Here is a 21,653-nt window from a genome sequence, read left to right as displayed (position 1 = left end):
CATGCGCACCCCGTTCAAGCTCGCCATTGCCCTGGCCGCCACCTTGGCCGCCGCTTACGGCATCGCCCGCAGTACACCGTACTGGTTCGCCCCACCGCAACACGCCGAGGTCGACATCCACGACCCGGCCCTGATCGAACAGGGCCGGTACCTGTCGCGTGCTGCCGACTGCGCCGCCTGCCATACCGCACCGGGCGGCAGGCCGTTCGCCGGTGGCCTTGGCATGCAGACCCCGATGGGCACGCTGTACTCGACCAACATCACACCGGACACGGAGACCGGCATCGGCGCATACGACTACGCCGATTTCGAGCGCGCGGTGCGGCGTGGCATCCGCCATGACGGCCAGCCGCTGTATCCGGCCATGCCCTACGCCTCGTACGTGATCGCCAGCGATGCCGAGATCAAGGCGCTGTATGCCTACTTCATGGGTGCGGTGCAGCCGGTCCGGCAGGACAACGCCGACAGCACGATTCCGTGGCCGGCAAACATGCGCTGGCCGCTTGCCTGGTGGCAGCTGTTGTTCGCACGCCCGCGCAGCTTCAGCCCTGATCCCACCCTGGATGCCGGCCAGCAGCGCGGCGCCGAACTGGTTGAAGGCCTGGCCCATTGCGGCGCGTGCCATACCCCGCGTGGGCTGGCCTTCCAGGAAAAGGCGATGGCCGACGATGGCAGCCGCCAGTTCCTGTCCGGCTCGGTGCTGGAAGGCTGGTACGCGAAGAACCTGCGCAATGAACAGACCGGCCTGGCCAGCTGGAGCGAAGCCGAAATCGTCGAGTTCCTGCGCACCGGCCGCACCGATCGCTCCGCGGCTTTTGGCGGCATGGCCGATGTGGTCGAGCACAGCACGCAGTACCTGTCCGACGCCGATCTGCTGGCGATGGCGCGGTACCTGAAGCAGCTGCCGGCCCGCGAAGGGCGCAGCGCGCAGTGGACGCCGGGCACCGACACCACTACCGCCGCACTGCGCGGCGGCGACTACCGGGTGGTCGGTTCGCTGGCCTACGCCGAACACTGCCAGGCCTGCCATCGCGCAGATGGCCGCGGCATGCCACGGGTCTACCCAGCCCTGGCGGGCAACTCCATCGTGTTCGCCGATGATCCCAGCTCGCTGGTGCAGGTAACCCTGACCGGCGGGCGCACGCCACATACCGCGCACGACCGCATGGCATTCACCATGCCGGGCTTCGAGCAGCTGCCCAATGCGCAGCTCGCCGACATCCTCACCTTCATCCGCAACAGCTGGGGCAACCAGGCCAGCGCGGTCACTGAACTGGACGTAGCGCGCATGCGCCGGGTGGTGCGTGACAAGCCGGCGCATGTGGTCCCGCAGGAGACGGCGCAATGAGGCGTTCGAAGAAGCGTTCGACAGCGTTGATCGCCAGCGCGGTCGTTGCGGTGCTGCTGGCCGGTGCTGGCACGCTGCTGTACCAGCGCCTGTACCCGGACCTGGACGCGGAAGTCGCGAGGACCCTGGACATCCTCGACAGCCACGGCCAGGTGGTGGGCCAGTACCACGTGCCCAGTGCCGAGGAGATCGCCAGCCTCGGCAACGCCGACGCGGTGATGTTCGGCCGTCGCCTGCTCAACGAGACCGCACGCCTGCTGCCGGACAACGTCGGCAACGATCTGAACTGCAATTCGTGCCACATGGCCGAGGGCAAGCGACCGTTCGGCAACCACTACTTGAACACCGGAGGCGGCGGCTACCCGCGCTACATGCCGCGACCGGGCAGGGAAATCGGCCTGGCCGAGCGCATCAACGGTTGCCTGCAGCGTTCGATGAACGGCAAACCGCTGGCCAAGGACGCGCCGGAGATGCGTGCGATGCTGGAATACATGGCGTGGCTGAGCCGCCCGGTACCGGAGGGTGCGCGCGTGGCCGCGCCCAGCGAAGGGCCGATCGACAGCACGCTGACACCGGACCCGATACGTGGACAGGCGCTGTATGCCGCGCAGTGCGCCGCCTGCCACGGCGACAACGGCGAAGGCCGGCGCGACGCCAGCGGCGATATCGCGTTCCCGCCGTTGTGGGGCGAGCGCAGCTTCAACATCGGTGCCGGCATGGCGCGGCTGTACAAGGCCGCAGGCTTCGTCAAGCACAACATGCCGCCGGCAACGACCCGTGAACCGCCACTTGGCCAGCAGGTGATGCCCGACCAGGACGCGGTGGATATCGCCAGCTACTTCATCAACCAGCCGCGCCCGGACTTCGCCGGCAAGGCCAAGGACTGGCCGCGCGATCCGAAACCGAAGGACGCGCGCTACTGAGCAATGCCCCGGCCTTGCCGGCGGTCACACAACACACTCCCTGCATCTGCGCGTCACCGCCATGTCATCGGCGCTGCCGACACTCCCGGACTTTCCTCCCTTGAAGGTCCGGTTTCGATGCGAACGATTGCGCGCTTTCCCCGTATCTCGCTGCTTGCCCTGCTGATTGCTCCCGCACTGGATGCCCTGGCTGAAGCACCGCAGGGCGATGTGGCCGATACGCGAAGCGCCGACGCGCGGACCCTGGACCAGGTGCAGGTGATCGGCCAGGCCACCAGCTATGCCAAGACCTCGGTGCGCCAGGAAACGTTGAACCGGCAGACCGTGTTGAGCAGCGTCAATGGCGCGCTCAACGAAGTGCCCGGCGTGGTCGTCAGCGAAGCCGATGCCACCGGTTCCTCGGTGTGGGGCACGCAGATCAGCATGCGCGGCTTTGTCACCAACCGCGACACCCAGCAGATCGGAACCACCGTCGATGGTCTGCCCAATGGTGGTTCCGGTTATGGCGGCGGCTCGCTGGCCAACCGCTACATCGACACGCTCGACCTGGAAACGGTGGAAGTGAGCCAGGGCACGGCCGATATCTCCTCGCGCTCGAACGAGGCACTCGGTGGCACCCTGAACTTCCTCACCAGCGACCCACTGCAGGAGCAGCGACTGCGCATGGTGGTGGGTGCCGGTGACAATGAAGCGCGCAAGTACTACGTGCGCTACGACACCGGCCTGCTTGCAGGACACACCCGCGCGTGGATCAGCGCATCGTCGGCGCGCGTGCATGACTGGATCGACGGTACCGGCCACACCAGCAACGACAACATCGCCGGCAAGTTCATCACCGAGCTGGACCGCTGGACCCTGACCGGCTACCTGTCCTACAACGATGCCGACGAGCCGGAGTACACCAGCGTTTCGCCGAAAGGGTTCGCCACCAACCCCGACCGCGACGGCCTGGTCGGCACCCTGACCGGCATTCCGTACCTGGACCAGAACTACCGTTCCGGTTCGCGCGCACTGCGCGAGAACACGTTCGGCTACCTGCGCGCAGCCTTCGATGGCGGCAACGGTTTCAAGGCCTCGATGGCCGCCTACGGGCACCGCATGCAGGGCCGCGGTGACTGGCTGCCGCCGTACCTGGCCGACGTCAACGACGACGGTGCCGGTCGCCCGCAGTCGGAGTACCTCGGCGGCAGGACGGTGTACGGTGGCAGCAACCGCGGCCAGATCTACTTCGTGAACCCCGACGGCAGTTCCGCCCAGCGCCTGGCCAGCTGCACGCCGCGACTCGGCTTCAGCGCTGAGTACGACCCCAACTGCTACGCCGGCAACGTGCAGGGCGCGCAGTCCTACCGCCATTCCCACTACGACAACGATCGCGTGGGCGTGACCGCCGACGTCGAATGGCGGCAGACCTTCGGCGCCATCGACAACACCGTACGCGGCGGGCTGTGGGTGGAGAAGCTGGACCGTTCCGTGCGCCGCGATTGGCACCGCCTGCTCAACGTCGGCCAGGACATCGCCTTCGACCACCAGCCCTACTGGGTGCAGTTCGAGGACAAGTACAAGGTCGACGAGCAGATGTACTACGTCGAGGACGTGGCCCGCTTCGGCCCGTTCAGCGCGCGCCTGGGCGTAAAGCAGTTCTTCGTCGACCAGTCCCGCCACCGCGTGATCGGCGCCGCCGAGAATGTGAAGTCCGACTCGAAGTCCGATCCGCTGCTGTCCACCGGCTTCACCTGGGCCCCGGGCGTGGAGGGCTTGGAACTGTTCGCCGGCTACTCGCAGAACTTCGCCGCGATCCCGTCCGGCGTGCTGGGTGAAACCGATCCCCAGCGCTTCCGCAACGTCGAACCGGAGACCGCCGACAACATCGAACTGGGCATGCGCATCAGCCGCTGGCCGCTGACCGCCTCGGTCACCCTGTACAACATCAAGTTCGACAACCGCATCGTGTATCTGCCAGCCGGCCTGGTCAGCGGCATCGACTACCTCGGCGAGACCGATGGCGTCTACGAGAACTTCGGCGGCGTGGAGAGCAACGGCCTGGAAGCGGCCTTCGGCTACGGCTGGGACAATGGCTGGCGCATCAATGCGGCCTACACCTACAACCGTTCCAAGTACCTGGGCAGCGGCAACGACGCGCGCGACACGCAGCTGGGCATCGTCGATGGCGCCAAGGTGATCGGCCAGCCGGAGCAGATCCTGGTGGTGTCGGCCGACTGGCAGGGTGAGAACTGGAACTTCGGCCTGTCCGGCCGCTACCTGGGCGAACGCTACCTGGATGCGGCCAACGTCAACAAGCTGCCCTCGGCCACCGTGTTCAACGCCAACATCGGCTTCGACCTGCAGGGCCTGTCGCCGCGCCTGAAGGGCATGGGCGCCAACCTGGTGGTGAGCAACCTGACCGACAAGCGTTATCTTGCAGGGGTGGACGGCCGCGACAACGCCTTCATCGGCGCCCCGCGCACCGTCGGCATCTCCTTCCGCGTGGACTTGTGAGTGTGACCCTGTGACTGATACCGGCCGACGCCGACTGTTGCAGGCCGGCGTCGCCGCCGGCCTTTCGCCGCTGCTGCCCAGCATCGCCCGGGCAGCAGCGATCGCCCCTGCTTCGCGCACGCGCAGCCTGCAGGACCTGCAGCACATCGTGGTGTTCATGCAGGAGAACCGCTCGTTCGACCACTACTTCGGCACGTTGCCGGGCGTGCGTGGCTTCGGTGACCGTTTCGTTGCCCCGGCATCACCGCTGCCCGGTGGCGACCGCCCGCGCAGCCTGTGGCTGCAGCCCGACGCCAGCGGACAACGCGCCATCGCCCCCTTTCCGTTGGATACCGCTGCGCACTTCGGCTACATGCGGGTGGAAGGCACGCCCCACACCTGGCCTGATGCACAGCAGGCGTGGGACCACGGGCGCATGGCGCACTGGCCCAAGGCCAAGCAGAACCATTCGATGGGCTACTTCCAGCGCAGCGACATGCCGTTCCAGTTCGCCCTGGCCGATGCATTCACGCTCTGCGATGCCTACCACTGCGCGATGCAGGCCGGCACCAACCCGAACCGCGTGTTCCTGTGGACCGGCCACAACGACGCCCAGGGCCAGGCAGGCGGCCCGGTGATCGCCAATTCGCACGACAATTTCCCCGAGCTGGGCGGCCATCCGGACTCGTACCGCTGGGCCAGCTATGTCGAGCGGCTGCAGCAGGCCGGCGTGTCCTGGCAGATCTACCAGGACATGGCCGACAACTTCACCGACAACCCGCTTGCCGGGTTCGAGACCTTCCGCCAGGCGTACCGCGGCGGCCCGGGGCATGACCCGGAGCTGCGCGCGCGCGGCGTCAGTACCCGTGGCCTGGCGCAGCTGCGCGAGGACGCGATCAGCGGGCGCCTGCCGCAGGTCAGTTTCATCATTGCCGACGCAGCCGGCAGCGAGCACCCCGGTCCGTCCAGCCCCGCGCAGGGCGCCGCCTATACCGCGCGCCTGCTGGATGCATTGACCGCCGATCCAGAGGTGTGGAGCCGTACCGCCCTGCTGCTGATGTTCGATGAGAACGATGGCTTCTTCGACCATGTGCCGCCACCGGCACCGCCCTCCCCGCTTGGTGCCGGCTGGGCCGGTGCGTCGGCGGTCAGTACCGAGGGCGAGTACCACCGCCACCCGGCACCGGGCGACGAGAAATACGATGCCGCCGAGCTGCGTGGGCGCCCCTATGGGCTTGGCCCGCGCGTACCGTTGTATGTGATTTCACCGTGGAGCCGCGGCGGCTGGGTCGACTCGCAAGTGTACGACCACACGTCGGTGCTGCGTCTGATCGAGCGCCGCTTCGGCGTCGCCGCGCCGGACATCTCGCCGTGGCGGCGTGCGGTCTGCGGTGATCTGAGCAACGCCTTCGACTTCGCCCAGCGCGACACCCGCCCCTTTGCCAAGGCGCTGCCCGATGTCACCGCTGTCGCCGCGCGCGCCGCCGCCCTGCCCGGCCGTACCGTGCCCGCGCTGCCCGATGGCCTGCATCCGGCCCGCCAGGAGCCCGGCGTACGTCCTGCACGGGCACTGCCCTATCGGCCGCACGTGCAGGCCACATCGGTGGATGGCGCTGGTCTCACCCTGCAGCTGGCCAGCGATGGCGCCGCGGCCGTGCTGCATGTCTACGACCGCCTGCGCCTGGACGCCGTTCCGCGCCGTTACACCGTGGTACCAGGTGCCCCGCTGCAGGATCGCTGGCCGCTGGATGCGCAGGGTCGTTACGATCTCTGGCTGCTGGGACCGAATGGATTCCATCGCCATTATCGCGGCGATGGCACGCTCGCGCCGCTGCACGCGCACGTGGAGCGCGCGGACGGCCAGATGCGCCTGACACTGCGCAATCCATCGCCTTCAGCGCGGAAGGTCCAAGTGCAGGCCGGCGCCTACGCCGGCCACATGCCCACCCGCGAACTGCAGCTGGTGGCCGGCGCGGAAACCGTACTGGCCTGGGATCCCGCACCAACCGCAGGCTGGTACGACCTGATCGTGCGCTCGCAGGGCGTCGAGCAACGCCTCGCCGGACGTGCCGAAGACGGCCGGCCTGGCACCAGCGACCCTGCCATGGGCAGCGAACCGCTGCGCTTCGATCACGGCTGAAAGTGATTCTGTGGAGCCGGGCGCGTGCTCGGCTCCACAGGGTGGAACATCCCGCTCAGGCCTCCTGCAACCCCGGCCGACCGTGCTCCACGGCATAGCGCTTCCAGCTCTGCAGCGCGCCGTTCGGCTGCATGACCGTATCGAGCGTCTTCATGTCACCGATCCAGGCATCACGGGTGACGTCGCACAGCACATAACCACGCTTGTCCGTCGTCGCCTTCAGGTGCGGACTGTGCCGCAGCTGGTTCTCTGCATAGGCATCCACGCCCTGCCCGTCCGCGCCCGACGTGATCGAAGTGGCCAGGAACTCACTGGAAATCACCCCGGAATCGGCATTGTCCTGCACCAGGTCGCTGGCATAGTGGCGGTGCGCATCGCCACAGGCGGTTACCACGTTGCCGAAGCCCACCTTCTGGATGTGATCGAGCAGGCGGCGGCGGCTGGATAGATAACCGGACCACTGGTCGTCGGAGGCCTGCACCACGCCGTCCTTCTCGCGCAGGTAGTTGCCCAGCGAAACCTGGTGGGCGATGGTGTGCCAGCGCGGCGCGGCGTCGGCCAGGCCGTCGAACAGCCATTGCTCCTGCTTTGCGCCAACAATGCTTCGTTCGGGAGATTCCACCTGCCCGCGCTGCGCGATGTCCACCTGCTTGCTGCGGTACTGGCGGGTATCGAGCAGGTGCAGGTCCAGCAGCGTGCCATAGCGCGCGCGCCGGTACATCTGCATATGGCCGTCGCGCGGGAACGACGAAGCACGCAGCGGCATGTTCTCGTAGTACGCCTGGAATGCCTGTGCGCGGCGCAGCAGGAACACTTCACTGGGCGTGCCGTCCTGGTCCTCGGCGCCGGCCCAGTTGTTGTCCACTTCGTGGTCATCGAACGTGACGAACCACGGCGACGCGGCGTGCGCGGCCTGCAGGTCCGTATCGGTCCTGTACTGCGCGTAGCGCCGGCGATAGTCGTCGAGCGTGTAGGTCTGCGGGCCAACATGGTTGCGCAGGTTGGTGAACGGCTGGCCGTTCATCCTGCGCACGCCAGGCTGGCTTTCGCCCTCGTAGATGTAATCGCCGTAATGGAACACGAAGTCGAGCGGCTCCTCGGCAATGTGCCGCCATGCACTGTAGTGCCCCTCCTCGTAGTGCTGGCAACCGGCCACCGCGAAGCGCACGCGGTCGACCCGCGCGTTGGCCGCAGGCAGGGTGCGGGTGCGGCCAATCGCACTGGCATGGCCTCCCACGGTGAAGCGGTACCAGTACGGCCGCCCCGGCAGCAGGCCGTCCAGTTCCACGTGCAGCGCGTGGCCGAGCTCGGGGTGGGCCAGGGCGGTGCCCTGCCGCACCACGGTGCGCATGCTCTCGTCGGCGGCCAGCTGCCATGCCACCGCCATCGGCCGGGTTGGCATGCCGCCGCCGAACACCAGTGGCTCGGTGGCCAGCCGCGTCCACAGCACCACGCCGTCGGCCGACGGATCACCCGACGCCACGCCGAGAGTGAACGGTGTACTGGCAAAGCGCGGCGATGCGAGCAGATTGCGCGGATTCAGCGCTGCCACATCGTTCTGCGCGGCCAGCGCGCGGGCCGTTCCGGCCCACGCACCCAATGCGGAAAGTCCGGACAGGGCAAGGAAACGCCTGCGATTGATCGTATCCAAGACGGTCGCCTTCAGTTGTAGATGATGTGGAAGTAGAAGAAGCGGCCGTAGTCATCGATCTCGGTGCGGAAGCGCCCGTTCGGACCGGTGCTGTAGGTCGGCTGGGTGTTGAACAGGTTCTTGGCCTCGTACTTCAGCGTCACGTGCTTGCTGACCTTGTGGCTGAAGGCCAGGTTGAAGGTCATGTACGGGTCGTAGTACGAATCCAGCCACTGGGTATCGCCGAAGTCGACCAGCATCCGGCTGCGGTAGGTGCCGGATACGCGCAGCTGCGAGCTCTTCCATGGCATGCGCCAGATCACCGAGCCGTTCACCGACCAGTCCGGCTGGTACAGCAGGCGGTCCAGGCGGCGCTCGCTGCCGTCGCTGATGCGGTAGTTGGTCTGCCCGTCCAGGCGGGTGGCATTGAGGTACATGTCGAAGCGGTGGCGGCCCCACTGCAGGTTGCGGTTGGCTACCGCGAACTCGACACCGCGCAGCGTCGACTCATCTGTGTTCATCGGCTGGGTGATCCGGTAGCGGATGTCGCCGACGTTCTCGAACGTGGTCAGGGTGTAGATGTCGTCCTTGATGACCTTGTCGAACAACGCCACCGAGACCAGGCCGTTGTTGCCGTTGAAGTACAGGTCCCAGGCAAGATCGAGGTTGGTCGAGCGGCGCGGCTGCAGCGAGGCATTGCCCTGCTTGATGGTGCAGAAGCCTCCGCCCAGCTCGTCGTCGCCGCAGCTGGTGCTGGTGGCCTGGGCGATGTTGCTGGGCGTCGGCCGGCCCAGCGTGCGGCTGGCGGAGAACCTCAGGCGCTGGTCTTCGCTCAGCTTGAAGGTGGCGTTCAGCGACGGCAGCAGGTTGTTGTAGCCGCCACTGCTCTTGCGGAATGCCGATGTGTAGGTGGTGCCACCATCCTCACTGAACGGGCTGAGCGCATCGAAGGTGGTGTGGTCGTAGCGCAGGCCGCCGATCAGCAGCAGCCGATCCCAGGCGTAATGCGCCGACACGTAGGCGTTGGCAATGTCTTCCACGTACTTGTAATCGCTGGTGAAGTCGGCATTCGGGTACGCCGCATCGTTGTTGCCCAGCTTCGGGTAAAGCTCGTCATGCCACTTGCGGTTGTCGATCAACGGGAAACCGGGAACGCTGCCAAGCAGGGTCGAACCCGGGTACAGATAGTCATTCAAGGTCGCGCTGGTCTTGTAGTAATCGAAATCGATGTCCTGCCAGATCTTCAGGTGGCGATACTCGGCACCGGCAGCCAGACCGAAACCGCGTGCATCGGCATCGATGTTGTAGCTGAAGTCGGCGCGCAGGTTGTCGATGCTTTCCTTGGCGTCGCGCGGCGAGATATAGGCCTGCGCCGGATTGAGCTTGAACGCCGAGCTGGTCAGCAGGCTGGAATCGGAAACACCCACGGCGTTCGGAAAACCATGGCTGTCGTTGGCATAGTCAACGAACAGGTTGCTCGGGTAGGCGCGCACGCCCCAGTAGACCTGGTTGTTGTGGAAGGTCTCTTCGGTGTGGCCGGCACGCAGGGTCAGCCGCGAGAGGTCCCCGATATCCCAGTTGAAACTGGCGATCGCGCCGCGGTTGCTGCGGTCCCAGCGGTCGTGGCGGTTCTTGATGTAGATGCTGTTGATCTGGGTGGTGCCGCCGTCCTCGCTCTGGTTGCGTATCGGGAACTTGGCGTTGCCATACAGATCGGTCTTGTTCATCGTCGAGTTCTCGTAGAACCGGTACGAGTACAGCAGCAGCGAGGCATAGAACGGGTCGTCCGATGGCTTCCATTCCAGCTTGGCCGAGCCACCGAAGTTGGTGATGTAGTTGGTGTAGGTGCCGGTGCTGAAGTTGCCCGGCGCACGCAGGCCGTTCCAGCCTTTCGCCTCGTCGGGGCCGGTGGTTCCATCGGTGAGGTACTTGCCGGCATCGTTGTAGTAGTAGTTCGATTCCACCCAGCGCTTGACGCTGTTGCGCGAGCGCTGTTCGTAGCGCGCGACCGCGACGATGCCGAACTGATCGTCGCCGCCGAACTGGTTGGAAAACACTGCCTTGGCGCTCTTGCCGAAGTGACCCAGGGTCTTGTGGTCGCCCCCCGCGCTGCGCCCCACATTGGTCTCGGCCGTGGAATGGATGCCGGCCACGTCGGCGAACACGTACTTGCCGGAGCGGTCAAAGGCGCTGCGGCTGATGATGTCGATCACACCACCGATGGCATCCGGTGCCTGCTCTGCGCTGAAGCTCTTGTAGATGTCGGTGCGGGTGCCGATGTCGCTGGGAATCAGCTGCAGGTTGTTCATGCGCTCGCCGGAGCCACTGCCGCCCACGCTTGCGATCGCGATGCCGTCGATGGTCGTGTAGTTGAGATTGGCCTGCACGCCGCGCACGGTCACGTAACGCGGTTCGCCCGCATCTTCCACCGCACTCAGGCCGGGCGCGGCCATCAGGCTCTCGGCCAGCGTCTCATCGCCATAGCTGTCCATCTCGTCGTAGATCACCGAATCCTTGATCACCGGCGAGGTCTTCTTCTGGTCGATGACCTCATGGGCGGCGATCACCTTGACCGTGCCCAGGGTCGGGGCCACCACCGCTTCCGGTGGGCGCGATGCCGGTGCGGCCTGCCGGCTTTCCCGCGAGACCGGTGCCGCGTCGATGGCGATCACGTTGCCGTCCACCACCGTGTAGCGCAGGCCGGTGCCGGCCAGAAGCGTGTCCAGCGCCTGCTTGACGGTGGCTCCTCGCGGTACCGCGCCCGCCATGGGTGCAGCGCCCGCGCCGGCATACAGGAACTGCACGCCCGAACTGCGTGACAGCTGCTCCAGCGCCTGGCTCAGCGGCTGCGCGGCGATCGCTGCGGTGACCCGGGTCTCAAGCCCATTGGCCGACGCCGCCTGTGCATGCGCACCCAGACAGGGAGACAAGGCCAGTACCACCGACAGATAGAGCTTCTTGCGCATCACGGTTCCTTGGAGGAGAGAGGACTGCTGGTACCGCGTCGGCATGCGACAGCGGCTTCTCCCAAGTAAGAGCCGGCATCGGCGGAAGTGGAGAACGCCGATTCGATGAATTTTTTCTGACAGCCCTTCGCCGAACCGCGATCAACGGCTGGACACCCACACCGTGTCCGCTTCGCGGCGGATGACGAAGCGTGCGTCCCGCTGCAGGAATGCCTGCAGCGCTGCGACCCGGTGCGCCTCCAGGCTGCCTGACAGGCGCGCCGCGCGCGCCGCGTCATCGGTCAGCCGCACCTGTACCTGGTTGTGGCGGTTGAAGGCAGCCGCCACCTCGTCCAGCCGCTCATCGCGGAACGACACCCGGCGCTGCTGCCAGTCCAGCAGCATGGACACCGGTATTTCCAATGGCTGCACCGCATGGCTGCGGTGATCGACCTGGACCACCTTCCCGGCAGGCAGCTGCGCCAGCCGTCGTTGCCCGCTGCCGGCGGTCCAGACCTCCACTTCGCCGGACACCACACCGATGCGCGTGCTCTGCAAACGACGCGAGACATCGAACACGGTGCCGATGTCGCGGATCTGCAGATCGCCAACCTGCACCTCGAACGGCCGGCGATCCGCTGCGATATCGAACGTGGCCTCGCCGCTCAGCAGTTCAACCCGACGGCTGAACCAACCGATGTTCACCCGCAGACGGCTGTCTGCGTTCAGGCGCACCTGCGTCCGGTCAGCCAGCACCACCTCACGCAGTTGCGCGTGGCCGGCGATCAGCATCTGTTCGCGAGGCATCAGCCACGGCACCAGTCCGGCCACCAGCAACAGGCAGCAGGCCACCGCAGCCACCCGCCTCCAGAGTGGTCGGCGTGATCGCGATGCGACCACGGCGCGCGGCACGGGCACCGGTACGGCAAACAACGGCACGACTTTCGCCGTTGCCGGCAGCTCCGGCAACGCGGCCCTGTCCCCCTGCTCCTGTCCGTACGCCACCATCACCGCGCCTACCTGCCGGTGCACGTGCAGGACATGCAGGTACGCGCGTATGTGTTCGGGAGAGCGCTTCATCCATGCCATGAACTCGATGCGCTGAGCGGCGCTCAGGTCACCCTCGCGGTTGCACAGGAACCAGTGCGCGGCCTGCTCGGCCACCTCGTCATCCATCGCTGCAGGCTCCTGCCGGTTCATCCATCCTTCCCGGCGCCGAGCGCCTTCCTGCAGGCATCCAGTCCCTTGCCGATGTGCTTGCGCACCATGTGCACCGACACATCCAGCAGTGCCCCCACCTGCCGGCAATCCAGCCCATCGCGATAGTGCAGCTCCATCACCCGCCGCGTTGTCGGCGGCAGTTGCGCGATGGCGCCGCGGATTCCGCTCCAGCGCTGTGCCCGCTCGAAATCAGCTTCGATGTCCTCCTCGCTGCGCAGTACCTCGGCCAGCAGGTCGACGTCCTCGATCTGTGGCAGGCCGGAGCGCGAGCGTGCCTGTTCACGCGCCAGGTTGGCCGCCACCGCGAACAGATAGGCTTCGGGGTTCTCGATCGCCTGGGCATCTTCGCCGGTACTGCGCAGCAGCCGCAGGTAGACCTCCTGGGCCAGGTCCTCGGCATCGGCAGCCTGTGAACCACGCCGAAGGAAGAAGCCACGCAGCAGGCGGCGCCGCAAGGCGTAGCTCTTCTCCCAGATCCTGACGCTGTTCACAACCGACCAACCACCCCGAGGCTGGAAAACCCAGCAGGGTGCACACCAACGATGACATCCGCATTGCAACGCCGCATGGCCAAGCGAAGGTTCGCGCAGATCCAATCGTCGCCCGTCTACCGGTCAGCCGATACGGCGCCTACGCTTGTCTCCTCGGCAGCCACCACGGCCGCCCCCGCGCTACGGACCTGCCGGCGCGACTCCGCTCCAGAGCTGTCGCCCTGCCGGCGGTGCCGTGCAGGTGCAGAACCGGCGCTCTCTGGAGACGCAGCATGAACCAGGCACATTTCCCTCTCGACGCCGATCCGCAGGAAACCCGCGAATGGCGCGAGTCCCTGCAGGCGGTGATCGAGGCCGGCGGCCGCCCCCGCGCGCACTATCTGCTGGACCAGCTCGATGCACTCGATGTGCAGCAGCATGGCGACCTGCACACCCGCGCGTGGACCGCCTACACCAACACGATTCCCCCCGAACGCCAGCCCGCGTACCCGGGTGACCTGGCCATCGAGCGGCGGTTGAACGCGATGATCCGCTGGAACGCCATGGTGATGGTGCTGCGTGCCGGCAGGCATTCCAATGTCGGCGGCCACATCGCCACCTACCAGTCCGCAGCAGTCATGTATGACGTGGGCTTCGATCACTTCTTCCGTGGACGGACCGAAACCTTCGACGGCGACATGATCTACATCCAGGGTCATTCGGCCCCGGGCATCTACGGCCGGGCGTACGTGGAAGGCCGCATCAGTGCCGAGCAGATGGACAACTTCCGCCGCGAAGCCGGACGCGAGGGCCTGTCCTCGTATCCGCACCCGCGGCTGATGCCCGGGTTCTGGCAGTTTCCCACTGTGTCGATGGGCCTGGGCCCGCTGACGGCGGCCTATCAGGCCCGCTACATGCGCTACCTGGAATACCGGGGGCTGAAGCAGCACCAGGGCCGCAAGGTCTGGGCCTTCCTTGGTGACGGCGAAATGGACCAGCCCGAATCGCTGGCGGCCATTTCGCTGGCCGGGCGCGAGCGCCTGGACAACCTGGTGTTCGTGGTCAACTGCAACCTGCAACGTCTGGACGGACCGGTGCGTGGCAACGCCAAGGTGATCCAGGAACTGGAAGGCACCTTCCGCGCCGCCGGCTGGAACGTGATCAAGGTGATCTGGGGCAGCGGCTGGGACGAGCTGCTGGCACGCGATCACAGCGGGCTGCTGCGCCAGCGCATGATGGAGTGCGTGGATGGCGACTACCAGACCTTCAAGTCGCAGAGTGGCGCCTACGTGCGCGAACACTTCTTCGGGCGCTACCCGGAACTGCTGGCGCTGGTGGCGCACATGAGCGACGACGAGATCTGGGCACTGGCACGCGGCGGCCACGATCCGCAGAAGGTATTCGCCGCCTACCAGCAGGCAGTGAACACCAGCGGTCGCCCGAGCGTGGTGCTGGCCAAGACGGTGAAGGGCTTCGGCATGGGCGAGGCCGGCGAAGGCCAGAACATCAACCACCAGCTGAAGAAGATGAGCGCCGACGCGGTGCGTGCGTTCCGTGACCGATTCGACCTGCCGGTCAGCGACGGGCAGCTGGAAGAGATGCCCTACCTGCGCCCGCAACCGGGCAGCGCCGAGGCGCTCTACTTCGCACAGCGTCGCCAGGCGCAGGGCGGCCAGCTGCCGGCACGGCTGACCCAGGTCGATCCGTTGCCGCTGCCGCCGCTGTCCACGTTCAACGTGCAGTTGCAGGGCAGCGGTGATCGTGGCCAATCCACCACCATGGGCTTCGTACGCATCCTCACCACCCTGCTCAAGGATCCCGAACTGGGCAGGCTGGTGATCCCGATCGTGCCCGATGAATCGCGTACCTTCGGCATGGAAGGGCTGTTCCGCCAGATCGGCATCCATTCCTTCCTGGGCCAGCTGTACACCCCGCAGGACGCCGGCCAGCTGAGCTATTACAAGGAGTCCAAGGACGGCCAGATCCTGCAGGAAGGCATCAACGAATCCGGCGCTATCTGTTCGTGGATCGCAGCGGGCACCGCGTACAGCAACCACGGCCTGGCCACGATTCCGTTCTACATCTTCTATTCGATGTTCGGCCTGCAGCGCGTCGGTGACCTGGCCTGGGCAGCGGCCGACGCGCGCACCCGTGGCTTCCTGCTTGGCGCCACCTCCGGCCGCACTACCCTGATGGGCGAAGGCCTGCAGCACGACGATGGCCACAGCCACGTGCTGTCCTCGGTGATTCCAAGCTGCGTGTCCTACGACCCGACCTACAACTTCGAACTGGCAGTGATCATCCACGACGGCCTGCGCCGCATGTATGTGGACCAGGAAGACATCTACTACTACATCACCCTGCTCAACGAGAACTACCCGCACCCTGCACTGCCTGGCGGCGCCGAAGCCGGCATCCTGAAGGGGCTCCATCTGCTGCGTCCCGCTGCTGCCGACAGCACGGCACAGCCTCGCGTGCAGCTGATGGGCAGTGGCTCGATCCTGCGCGAGGTGCTGGCCGCCGCCGATCTGCTGCAGCAGGATTTCGCCATCGCAAGCGATGTCTGGAGTGCCACCAGCCTGACCGAACTGCGCCGTGATGGCCTGGCTGCCGAGCGCTGGAACCTGCTGCATCCGGCCGACGAGCCGCGCGTTCCCTACGTGCAGCAGTGCCTGCAGGACCATGCCGGCCCGGTGGTGGTGGCGACCGACTACATGAAGATCGTCGGCGACCAGATCCGCCCCTTCATCAACGACCGGCGCTTCATCGCACTCGGCACCGATGGCTTTGGCCGCTCGGATACTCGCGAATCGCTGCGCACGTTCTTCGAAGTCGATCGTCACTTCATCGTACTGGCGGCACTGAAGGCCCTGGCCGATGACGGGCATGTGGAACGGGGCCTGCTGCAGCAGGCGATCGACCGGTACGGCATCGACACCGGCAAGCGCGATCCCGCCGCAGCATGACAGAACAGCAACGGCACCCGCAGAGCACGCTTCTGTGGGTGCCGCTGCATCACATCACTACGGCAACCGCTTGAACAGGTTGGTCTGCAGGATCGGCGTGCCGTCATGGCCGAAGAAGGCCTTGGTCTCGGTCATCGTTGAACGATCGGCGGCCACCGTGTACACGCGGGTGGATGCCGGCGCGCCATGATCGACCAGCTGCATCACCAGCGTATTCGGCGCTGGCAGTTTCAGCGTTGCCTGGTTGGCGCCGTAGCTGCCGGTCAACGCCGCGGGCGTGCCATCCAGTGCCAACGTACCGTCCGATTTCATGGTCTTGCCATCATGCAGGACGATGTCCACGTGCGAGCTCCACCTGCCCGCACCGGCATCCTTGAATTCCAGCACGACCTGTTGCGGCCGCTGTGCCTCAGGGAGTGCGGAAGTGGCGATCTCCAGCGACCAGCGGCCGAGCAGGGGCGAAGGCAGAGCGTCGGCCGCCTGCACCGTCGATGCCTGCAGCGAAAGAAGGGACAGCAGCACAGCAGAAAACAGCTTCATGTGAGTCTCCTGTCGAGTGAAGAACCGTCTGCGCAACGTGCACGATCGCCACACTACCCGGACTCTGCAGCCACCGGGGCAGGCGCGTAACGAACTGCATCACAGTCCGGCAGTCCGATCCGGGGCCAGGCCCCACGGAGTGAGCATTCATCGAGGTGATTCCGCCGCGCTCAGCCGTTCCATCCCAGCCCGCGCGGTTCGTTGCTGAAGCCTGCGGCCCGCAGCGCGTCCACCAGCGCGCCGCGATGCACCGGCACATCATTGATCCGTTCCAGGGTGAAGGACAGGCGCCGCCCCCGGCGCAATGCCACCGCCAGGGCCTGTGCAGCGGCAACCAGAGTATTGGCCGCATCCTCTGCCCCGCCCTCGATCCAGCTGGACAGTTGCCGCCCGCCCTGCGCCAGGTACAGCAGCAACCGGCCGTTGCCGATCACCACCATCGCACCGGAACGCCGCAGCGGACGTGCACCGGCCACCGGCTGCGGCCACGGCAGCAGGCTGCCGAAGGGATTGGCCGGATCCAGCGCTGACAGCGCGACGACCGACAGCTCACGCGGCACACGCTCGGACAGCTCGCGCAGATGGTCGATGGTGCCGCGCTCTGCAAACTGTGCTCCGCCCAGCCCCGCCACGAAGCGGCCGCGCAGGACCTGCCCAGCATCTTCCATGCCTCGATAGACAGGCTGCAGTGCAGGGAACCCACCGGTTACCGCTTCGGTCATTGCCGCCGCCCGGGTCACCACCCGGTAGCGATCAAGCAGGCTTTCGCCCAGCGCCAGCGCCCGCACGGTGTCGTTGCCGCGCTCGCGGGGCAGCAACGACCATCGCCCCGCCAGGGTCGGCCCGCTGGCAATGGCCGGGTCCAGCGCCGTGGCCCGCGCGTCCAGCATCGGCATGAAGCGGAAACCCCGCGTGCGCCGCGAGGCCGACGCAACGCGCGCCCGCTGCTGGCGCACACCGGCCAGGGCCCGCAACGGCGACCACAGGTCGCTGCTCACTTCGCCCCTCCAGGCCAGCTGCCATAGCGCCAGCTGGAAGTCCTCGGCCGCCGCCGCACTGCCGGCCAGGCGTGACTGCACCTGCGTGGCCAGCTGCCGCGCGAAGTAGGCGCCTCCATCGGCCAGGACCTGCACGATGGCGTCCTGCATCGGTGTACGCAGCGCCGGATCCGCTTCCGGCAGCAGCGGCAACGTTTCGGCGGCATGTTCCTGCAGGTGCAGCGACACCAGGCCGTCGTCGTCACCCAGCCGCCCGTGCCCGGCCCACAGCACCCTGCCGGTGGCCAGCAGCTCATCAAGCAGGGCCGATGCGTAGTCGCGCACCCGGGCCGGCAGGACCTGGTGTTCCCACACCGAAACCGGCAGCGGCAACCCCGCCAGCTGCTCGACCACACGGGCAACGCCGTCGCTGCCCTCAAGCATGGCCGCAACGGCACCATTGCGGGTACGCCCGGCGCCGCCTTCCAGCAACACCCCCTGCCCCTCCAGCAGCAGGCGCACATAGGCTGCCGGTGGCACCGGCCGGGTGGCTTCACGTGCGGCCTGCAGCGAACGCAGGCGCAGACGCTGCAACACATCTTCGCTGACCCATTCGTGCACTACGTCCGGCGACGGATGCACCCGCTCATTTCCCTGCTGTCGCCGCGCTGCGCCGAAATTGCCACGCAGCACCCGCCCCTGCTCCTGCAGCCTTTCCAGCGCGCCGTCGACCACCGCCACACCCAGCCCGAACCGCTTGGCCAGCGCGCTGCTGGTGAAGGGCGCATGCGTACGTGCGTGGCGGGCCAGCAGATCGCCGAGGGGATCGGGCATGCCTGCAAGAAACACCTCGGGCAGCCCGCCCGGCAGCGCCGTACCCAACGCATCGCGCACACGTGCGGCGTCCTCCACGGCGACCCACTGCGTGTGGCCGGCAATTGAAGCCGGGATGGCGCGCTGCTGCGCCTGCAGCGCTGCCAGGTGCACTTCCACGAATTCCGGATCGGACAGGCGCAGCGCCAGGTCCGATGCAGGCAACGGTCCCAGCTCGCGCAGCAGGTCGGACACGCCTTCCATGCCATGGGCCCTGCGCGCAGGTTCCAGCCGCTGCAGTTCACGTTCAACCTGATCGACCACCCCCGCATCCAGCAGTTCGCCCAGGTCTACCTGGCCCAGCAGCTCGGCGAGCAGGCCACTGTCCAGTGACAGCACCGAGGCGCGGCGCTCGGCCAGCGGCACGTCCGCCTCGTACATGAACTCGGCGACATAGCCGAACAGCAGATTGGCCGCGAACGGCGAAGGCACCTCGGTCGCGACGTCCAGCAACTGCACCTGACCGCGTTGAACGCGTTGCATCAGCGCGTCCAGCGCATCCAGGTCGTAGACATCCTGCAGGCACTCGCGGGCGGTCTCGATCAGGATCGGGAACTCCGCATGGGCCTGCGCGATTTCCAGCAACTGGCCGGCGCGCAGGCGCTGCTGCCACAGCGGCGATCGACGCCCCGGCGTGCGACGCGGCAACAGCAGTGCGCGCGAGGCACACTCGCGGAAGCGCGCCGCGAACAGTGCCGAATGACCGACCGCCGCGGTGATCGTACGGCGCAACCGCTCCGGTTCGAACACGAACATGTCCGCCCCCGGAACGCGCCCGGTACTGTCGGGAATCCGCGCGATGATGCCATCGTCGCTGGCGACCACGGCCGGGTCGATGCCCCAGCGTTCGCGCAATCGTGCTGCCACCGCCAATGCCCACGGATCATGCACGCGGCGGCCATACGGCGAATGCAGCATCACCCGCCAGTCGCCCAGCTCGTCGCGGCAACGTTCCACCACCAGGCGCAGATCGGTGGGCAGCACGCCCGTGGCCTGCCGCTGCTCGGCGACCAGGCCGAGCATGTTGCTGATCGCGTTGGCGTCCAGGCCACTGGCCTGCAGGCGTGCGTGCAGCGCCGTCGCCGGGGTGTCACTGCTATCGATGTGCGCCTCCAACGCGGCGAGAAACGCACCGATGGCCTGTCCCAGTTCGGCAGGGCGGCCCACACCTTCGCCACGCCAGAACGGCAGGCGCGCCGAACGTCCGGGTGCAGGCGTCACCACCACCTGATCGTGGGTGATCTGGTCGATCCGCCATGAGGTCGCGCCCAGCGTGATCACATCATTCACCCGCGACTCGTGGACCATCTCCTCGTCCAGCTCACCGACGCGGCGCGATCCGGCCCGCTCTTCTCCTTCAGGCAGCACCACGCTGTACATGCCACGGTCGGGAATGGTGCCGCCGCTGGTAACCGCCAGTTGCTTCGCACCAGGGCGAGCGCTGAGCTCACCGCTCTGCCGGTTCCATACCAGCCGCGGCCGGAAGCCGGCGAAATCCTCGGACGGATAGCGGCCGGAAAGCATGTCCAGCACCGCGTCGAAGGCACTGCGCGGGAGTGAGCGGTACGGTGCGGCACGGCGTACCCGCGCATACCAGGCATCGGCCTGCCACGGCTCCATCGCCACCGCCGCCACCGTCTGCTGGGCCAGCACATCAAGCGGGTTGCGCGGCGGAGCGATGGCCTCGATGCGTCCGGCCAGCATGCTGTCCACCACCACGGCGGCATCGATCAGGTCACGCCGCGTACGCGGATACACCAGACCGCGGGACATGCCGCCCACCTGGTGGCCGGCGCGACCGACGCGCTGCAGGGCGCTGGCCACCGACGGCGGCGCGGCCACCTGGATCACCAGGTCAACCAGCCCCATGTCGATCCCCAGCTCCAGGCTGGACGTGGCCACCACGCAGCGCAGTGCACCCGATTTCAGCGCCTGCTCGATCTCGCCGCGCTGCTCCTTGGAGACCGATCCGTGATGCGCGCGTGCAATCAGTGCCGGCGCAGCGGAGACCCGGTTGACCGTACTGCCGGTGAAAGAGCCATAGGCCAACCCGTTACCCGAATCGCCACGGATTGCGCCGTCTTCGCCACTGCGTCCGGCGTGCAGCTCGTTCAGGCGCGCGGTCAGCTTTTCGGCTACGCCACGCGAATTGGCAAAGACAATCGTCGAGCGATGGCGCAGCACATTGTCGAGAATGCTTGCCTCCACGTGCGGCCAGATCGAGCCGATCCGCGCGCCGCCGTCGCGCTCCCCGGGCGTACCCTGCGTAGTCAGGCTGGACATGTCTTCCACCGGCACAACGATGCGCATCTGCAGCTGCCGCGCCGAGCCGGGTTGGACCACGCTCACCGCGCGGTCGCCGCCCAGGAACGCCGCCACCTCGTCGACGGGCCGCACCGTGGCCGACAGGCCGATGCGCTGCGCCGGTTCGTGCAGCAGCGCATCCAGCCGTTCCAGGCTCAGCGCCAGATGCGAACCGCGTTTGCCACCGGCCACTGCATGGATTTCATCGAGGATGACGGTCTGCACATCGCGCAGGATCTCGCGTGCCTGCGAGGTCAGCATCAGGTACAGCGACTCGGGCGTAGTGATCAGGATGTCCGGCGGCCGCCGCACCAGGCCTGCACGTTCACTGCTGGAGCTATCGCCGGTACGCAATGCGACGGTCAGCTGCACCGCCGGCTCGCCGCGTCGGGCGCGCTCGTCGGTGATGCCCTGCAGCGGCACCTGCAGGTTGCGCTGCACGTCGCTGCCCAGCGCCTTGATCGGCGACAGGTAAAGCACGCGGGTTCGCCGCACCGGCTTGGCCAACGGCGCTGCGCGCGCTTGCCGATCACGCTCGGCGAACAGCTGGTCGATGGCATGCAGGAATGCGGCAAGTGTCTTGCCCGATCCGGTTGGCGCGATGACCAGGGTATGTTGCCCGGCACTGATCGACGACCAGGCCTGATCCTGCACCGGCGTGGAGGCGTCGAACGCGGCACGGAACCAGGTCTGCGTCGCGGGATGGAAGCGCTGCAGCGGGTCCTGCGGGAAATCAGGCGGCGTCATGGTGCGTCGATCATACCCAGCTGCGGCCCGTTGGCCGGGCCTTGGCTGGCGCTGGTTGCATCAGGCAGCTGATCCGAGGGTCGACAACAAAGGC

11 protein-coding genes are annotated in these 21,653 nt (G+C 66.9%); 5 read left to right on the top strand and 6 right to left on the bottom strand.

Features of this window, described 5'->3' with window-relative positions:
* Position 1 precedes the first annotated feature (1 nt).
* From LC407_RS04205 to LC407_RS04190, 4 genes are all read left to right on the top strand, one after another.
* On the top strand, positions 2–1,348 hold the full coding sequence (locus tag LC407_RS04205) for a cytochrome c (protein ID WP_223482248.1): 1,347 nt from the start codon (positions 2–4) through the stop codon (positions 1,346–1,348).
* Complete coding sequence (locus LC407_RS04200; protein WP_223482247.1) at positions 1,345–2,271, top strand: c-type cytochrome; 927 nt, start codon at positions 1,345–1,347, stop codon at positions 2,269–2,271. The genes LC407_RS04205 and LC407_RS04200 overlap by 4 nt, the downstream gene beginning before the upstream one ends.
* Positions 2,272–2,388: 117 nt before the next feature.
* Complete coding sequence (locus tag LC407_RS04195; protein WP_223482246.1) at positions 2,389–4,767, top strand: TonB-dependent receptor; 2,379 nt, start codon at positions 2,389–2,391, stop codon at positions 4,765–4,767.
* A gap of 10 nt (positions 4,768–4,777) precedes the next feature.
* The gene (locus LC407_RS04190; protein WP_223482245.1) at positions 4,778–6,886 is read left to right on the top strand and encodes a phospholipase C, phosphocholine-specific; all 2,109 of its coding nucleotides are present in this window, start codon (positions 4,778–4,780) and stop codon (positions 6,884–6,886) included.
* Between the two features lie 55 nt (positions 6,887–6,941).
* Here the strand turns inward: LC407_RS04190 and LC407_RS04185 are convergent, their stop codons facing one another.
* From LC407_RS04185 to LC407_RS04170, 4 genes are all read right to left on the bottom strand, one after another.
* Positions 6,942–8,537 carry an alkaline phosphatase D family protein gene (locus LC407_RS04185; protein WP_099842260.1) on the bottom strand — a complete coding sequence of 532 codons (1,596 nt, stop codon included), beginning with the start codon at positions 8,535–8,537 and terminating at the stop codon, positions 6,942–6,944.
* Positions 8,538–8,548: 11 nt separating this feature from the next.
* A complete protein-coding gene (locus tag LC407_RS04180) occupies positions 8,549–11,482 on the bottom strand; it encodes a TonB-dependent receptor (protein ID WP_223482244.1) in 2,934 nt (977 codons plus the stop codon).
* A 141-nt stretch (positions 11,483–11,623) separates the two neighbouring features.
* The gene (locus tag LC407_RS04175) at positions 11,624–12,661 is read right to left on the bottom strand and encodes a FecR domain-containing protein (RefSeq protein WP_223482243.1); all 1,038 of its coding nucleotides are present in this window, start codon (positions 12,659–12,661) and stop codon (positions 11,624–11,626) included.
* A complete protein-coding gene (locus tag LC407_RS04170) occupies positions 12,658–13,173 on the bottom strand; it encodes a sigma-70 family RNA polymerase sigma factor (RefSeq protein WP_223482242.1) in 516 nt (171 codons plus the stop codon). The genes LC407_RS04175 and LC407_RS04170 overlap by 4 nt, the downstream gene beginning before the upstream one ends.
* 272 nt (positions 13,174–13,445) lie before the next feature.
* Here LC407_RS04170 and aceE point away from each other — a divergent pair, with 272 nt between their 5' ends.
* The gene (gene aceE, locus LC407_RS04165; RefSeq protein ID WP_223482241.1) at positions 13,446–16,118 is read left to right on the top strand and encodes a pyruvate dehydrogenase (acetyl-transferring), homodimeric type; all 2,673 of its coding nucleotides are present in this window, start codon (positions 13,446–13,448) and stop codon (positions 16,116–16,118) included.
* 57 nt (positions 16,119–16,175) lie between these two features.
* On the opposite strand, the gene LC407_RS04160 is transcribed toward aceE, so the two are convergent.
* Together LC407_RS04160 and LC407_RS04155 are read right to left on the bottom strand one after the other, a co-directional pair.
* On the bottom strand, positions 16,176–16,658 hold the full coding sequence (locus LC407_RS04160) for a LuxR family transcriptional regulator (RefSeq protein WP_223482240.1): 483 nt from the start codon (positions 16,656–16,658) through the stop codon (positions 16,176–16,178).
* Positions 16,659–16,828: 170 nt separating this feature from the next.
* The gene (locus LC407_RS04155) at positions 16,829–21,559 is read right to left on the bottom strand and encodes an ATP-dependent helicase (protein WP_223482239.1); all 4,731 of its coding nucleotides are present in this window, start codon (positions 21,557–21,559) and stop codon (positions 16,829–16,831) included.
* Between the last annotated feature and the right edge of the window lie 94 nt (positions 21,560–21,653).

Origin of the sequence: Stenotrophomonas sp. OVS01A, from assembly GCF_019969775.1 — a bacterium.
In the GTDB taxonomy this organism is placed as follows: Bacteria; Pseudomonadota; Gammaproteobacteria; order Xanthomonadales; family Xanthomonadaceae; genus Stenotrophomonas; species Stenotrophomonas indicatrix.
This window is presented reverse-complemented; position numbering and strand designations above follow the sequence as displayed.

What these genes read in the sequence shown, in the direction of transcription:
- LC407_RS04205 (WP_223482248.1), top strand. Translation starts at nt 2, where the DNA reads ATGCGCACCCCGTTCAAGCTCGCCATTGCCCTGGCCGCCACCTTGGCC.
- LC407_RS04200 (WP_223482247.1), top strand. Translation starts at nt 1,345, where the DNA reads ATGAGGCGTTCGAAGAAGCGTTCGACAGCGTTGATCGCCAGCGCGGTC.
- LC407_RS04195 (WP_223482246.1), top strand. Translation starts at nt 2,389, where the DNA reads ATGCGAACGATTGCGCGCTTTCCCCGTATCTCGCTGCTTGCCCTGCTG.
- LC407_RS04180 (WP_223482244.1), bottom strand. Translation starts at nt 11,482, where the DNA reads ATGCGCAAGAAGCTCTATCTGTCGGTGGTACTGGCCTTGTCTCCCTGT.
- LC407_RS04175 (WP_223482243.1), bottom strand. Translation starts at nt 12,661, where the DNA reads ATGAACCGGCAGGAGCCTGCAGCGATGGATGACGAGGTGGCCGAGCAG.
- aceE (WP_223482241.1), top strand. Translation starts at nt 13,446, where the DNA reads ATGAACCAGGCACATTTCCCTCTCGACGCCGATCCGCAGGAAACCCGC.
- LC407_RS04160 (WP_223482240.1), bottom strand. Translation starts at nt 16,658, where the DNA reads ATGAAGCTGTTTTCTGCTGTGCTGCTGTCCCTTCTTTCGCTGCAGGCA.
- LC407_RS04155 (WP_223482239.1), bottom strand. Translation starts at nt 21,559, where the DNA reads ATGACGCCGCCTGATTTCCCGCAGGACCCGCTGCAGCGCTTCCATCCC.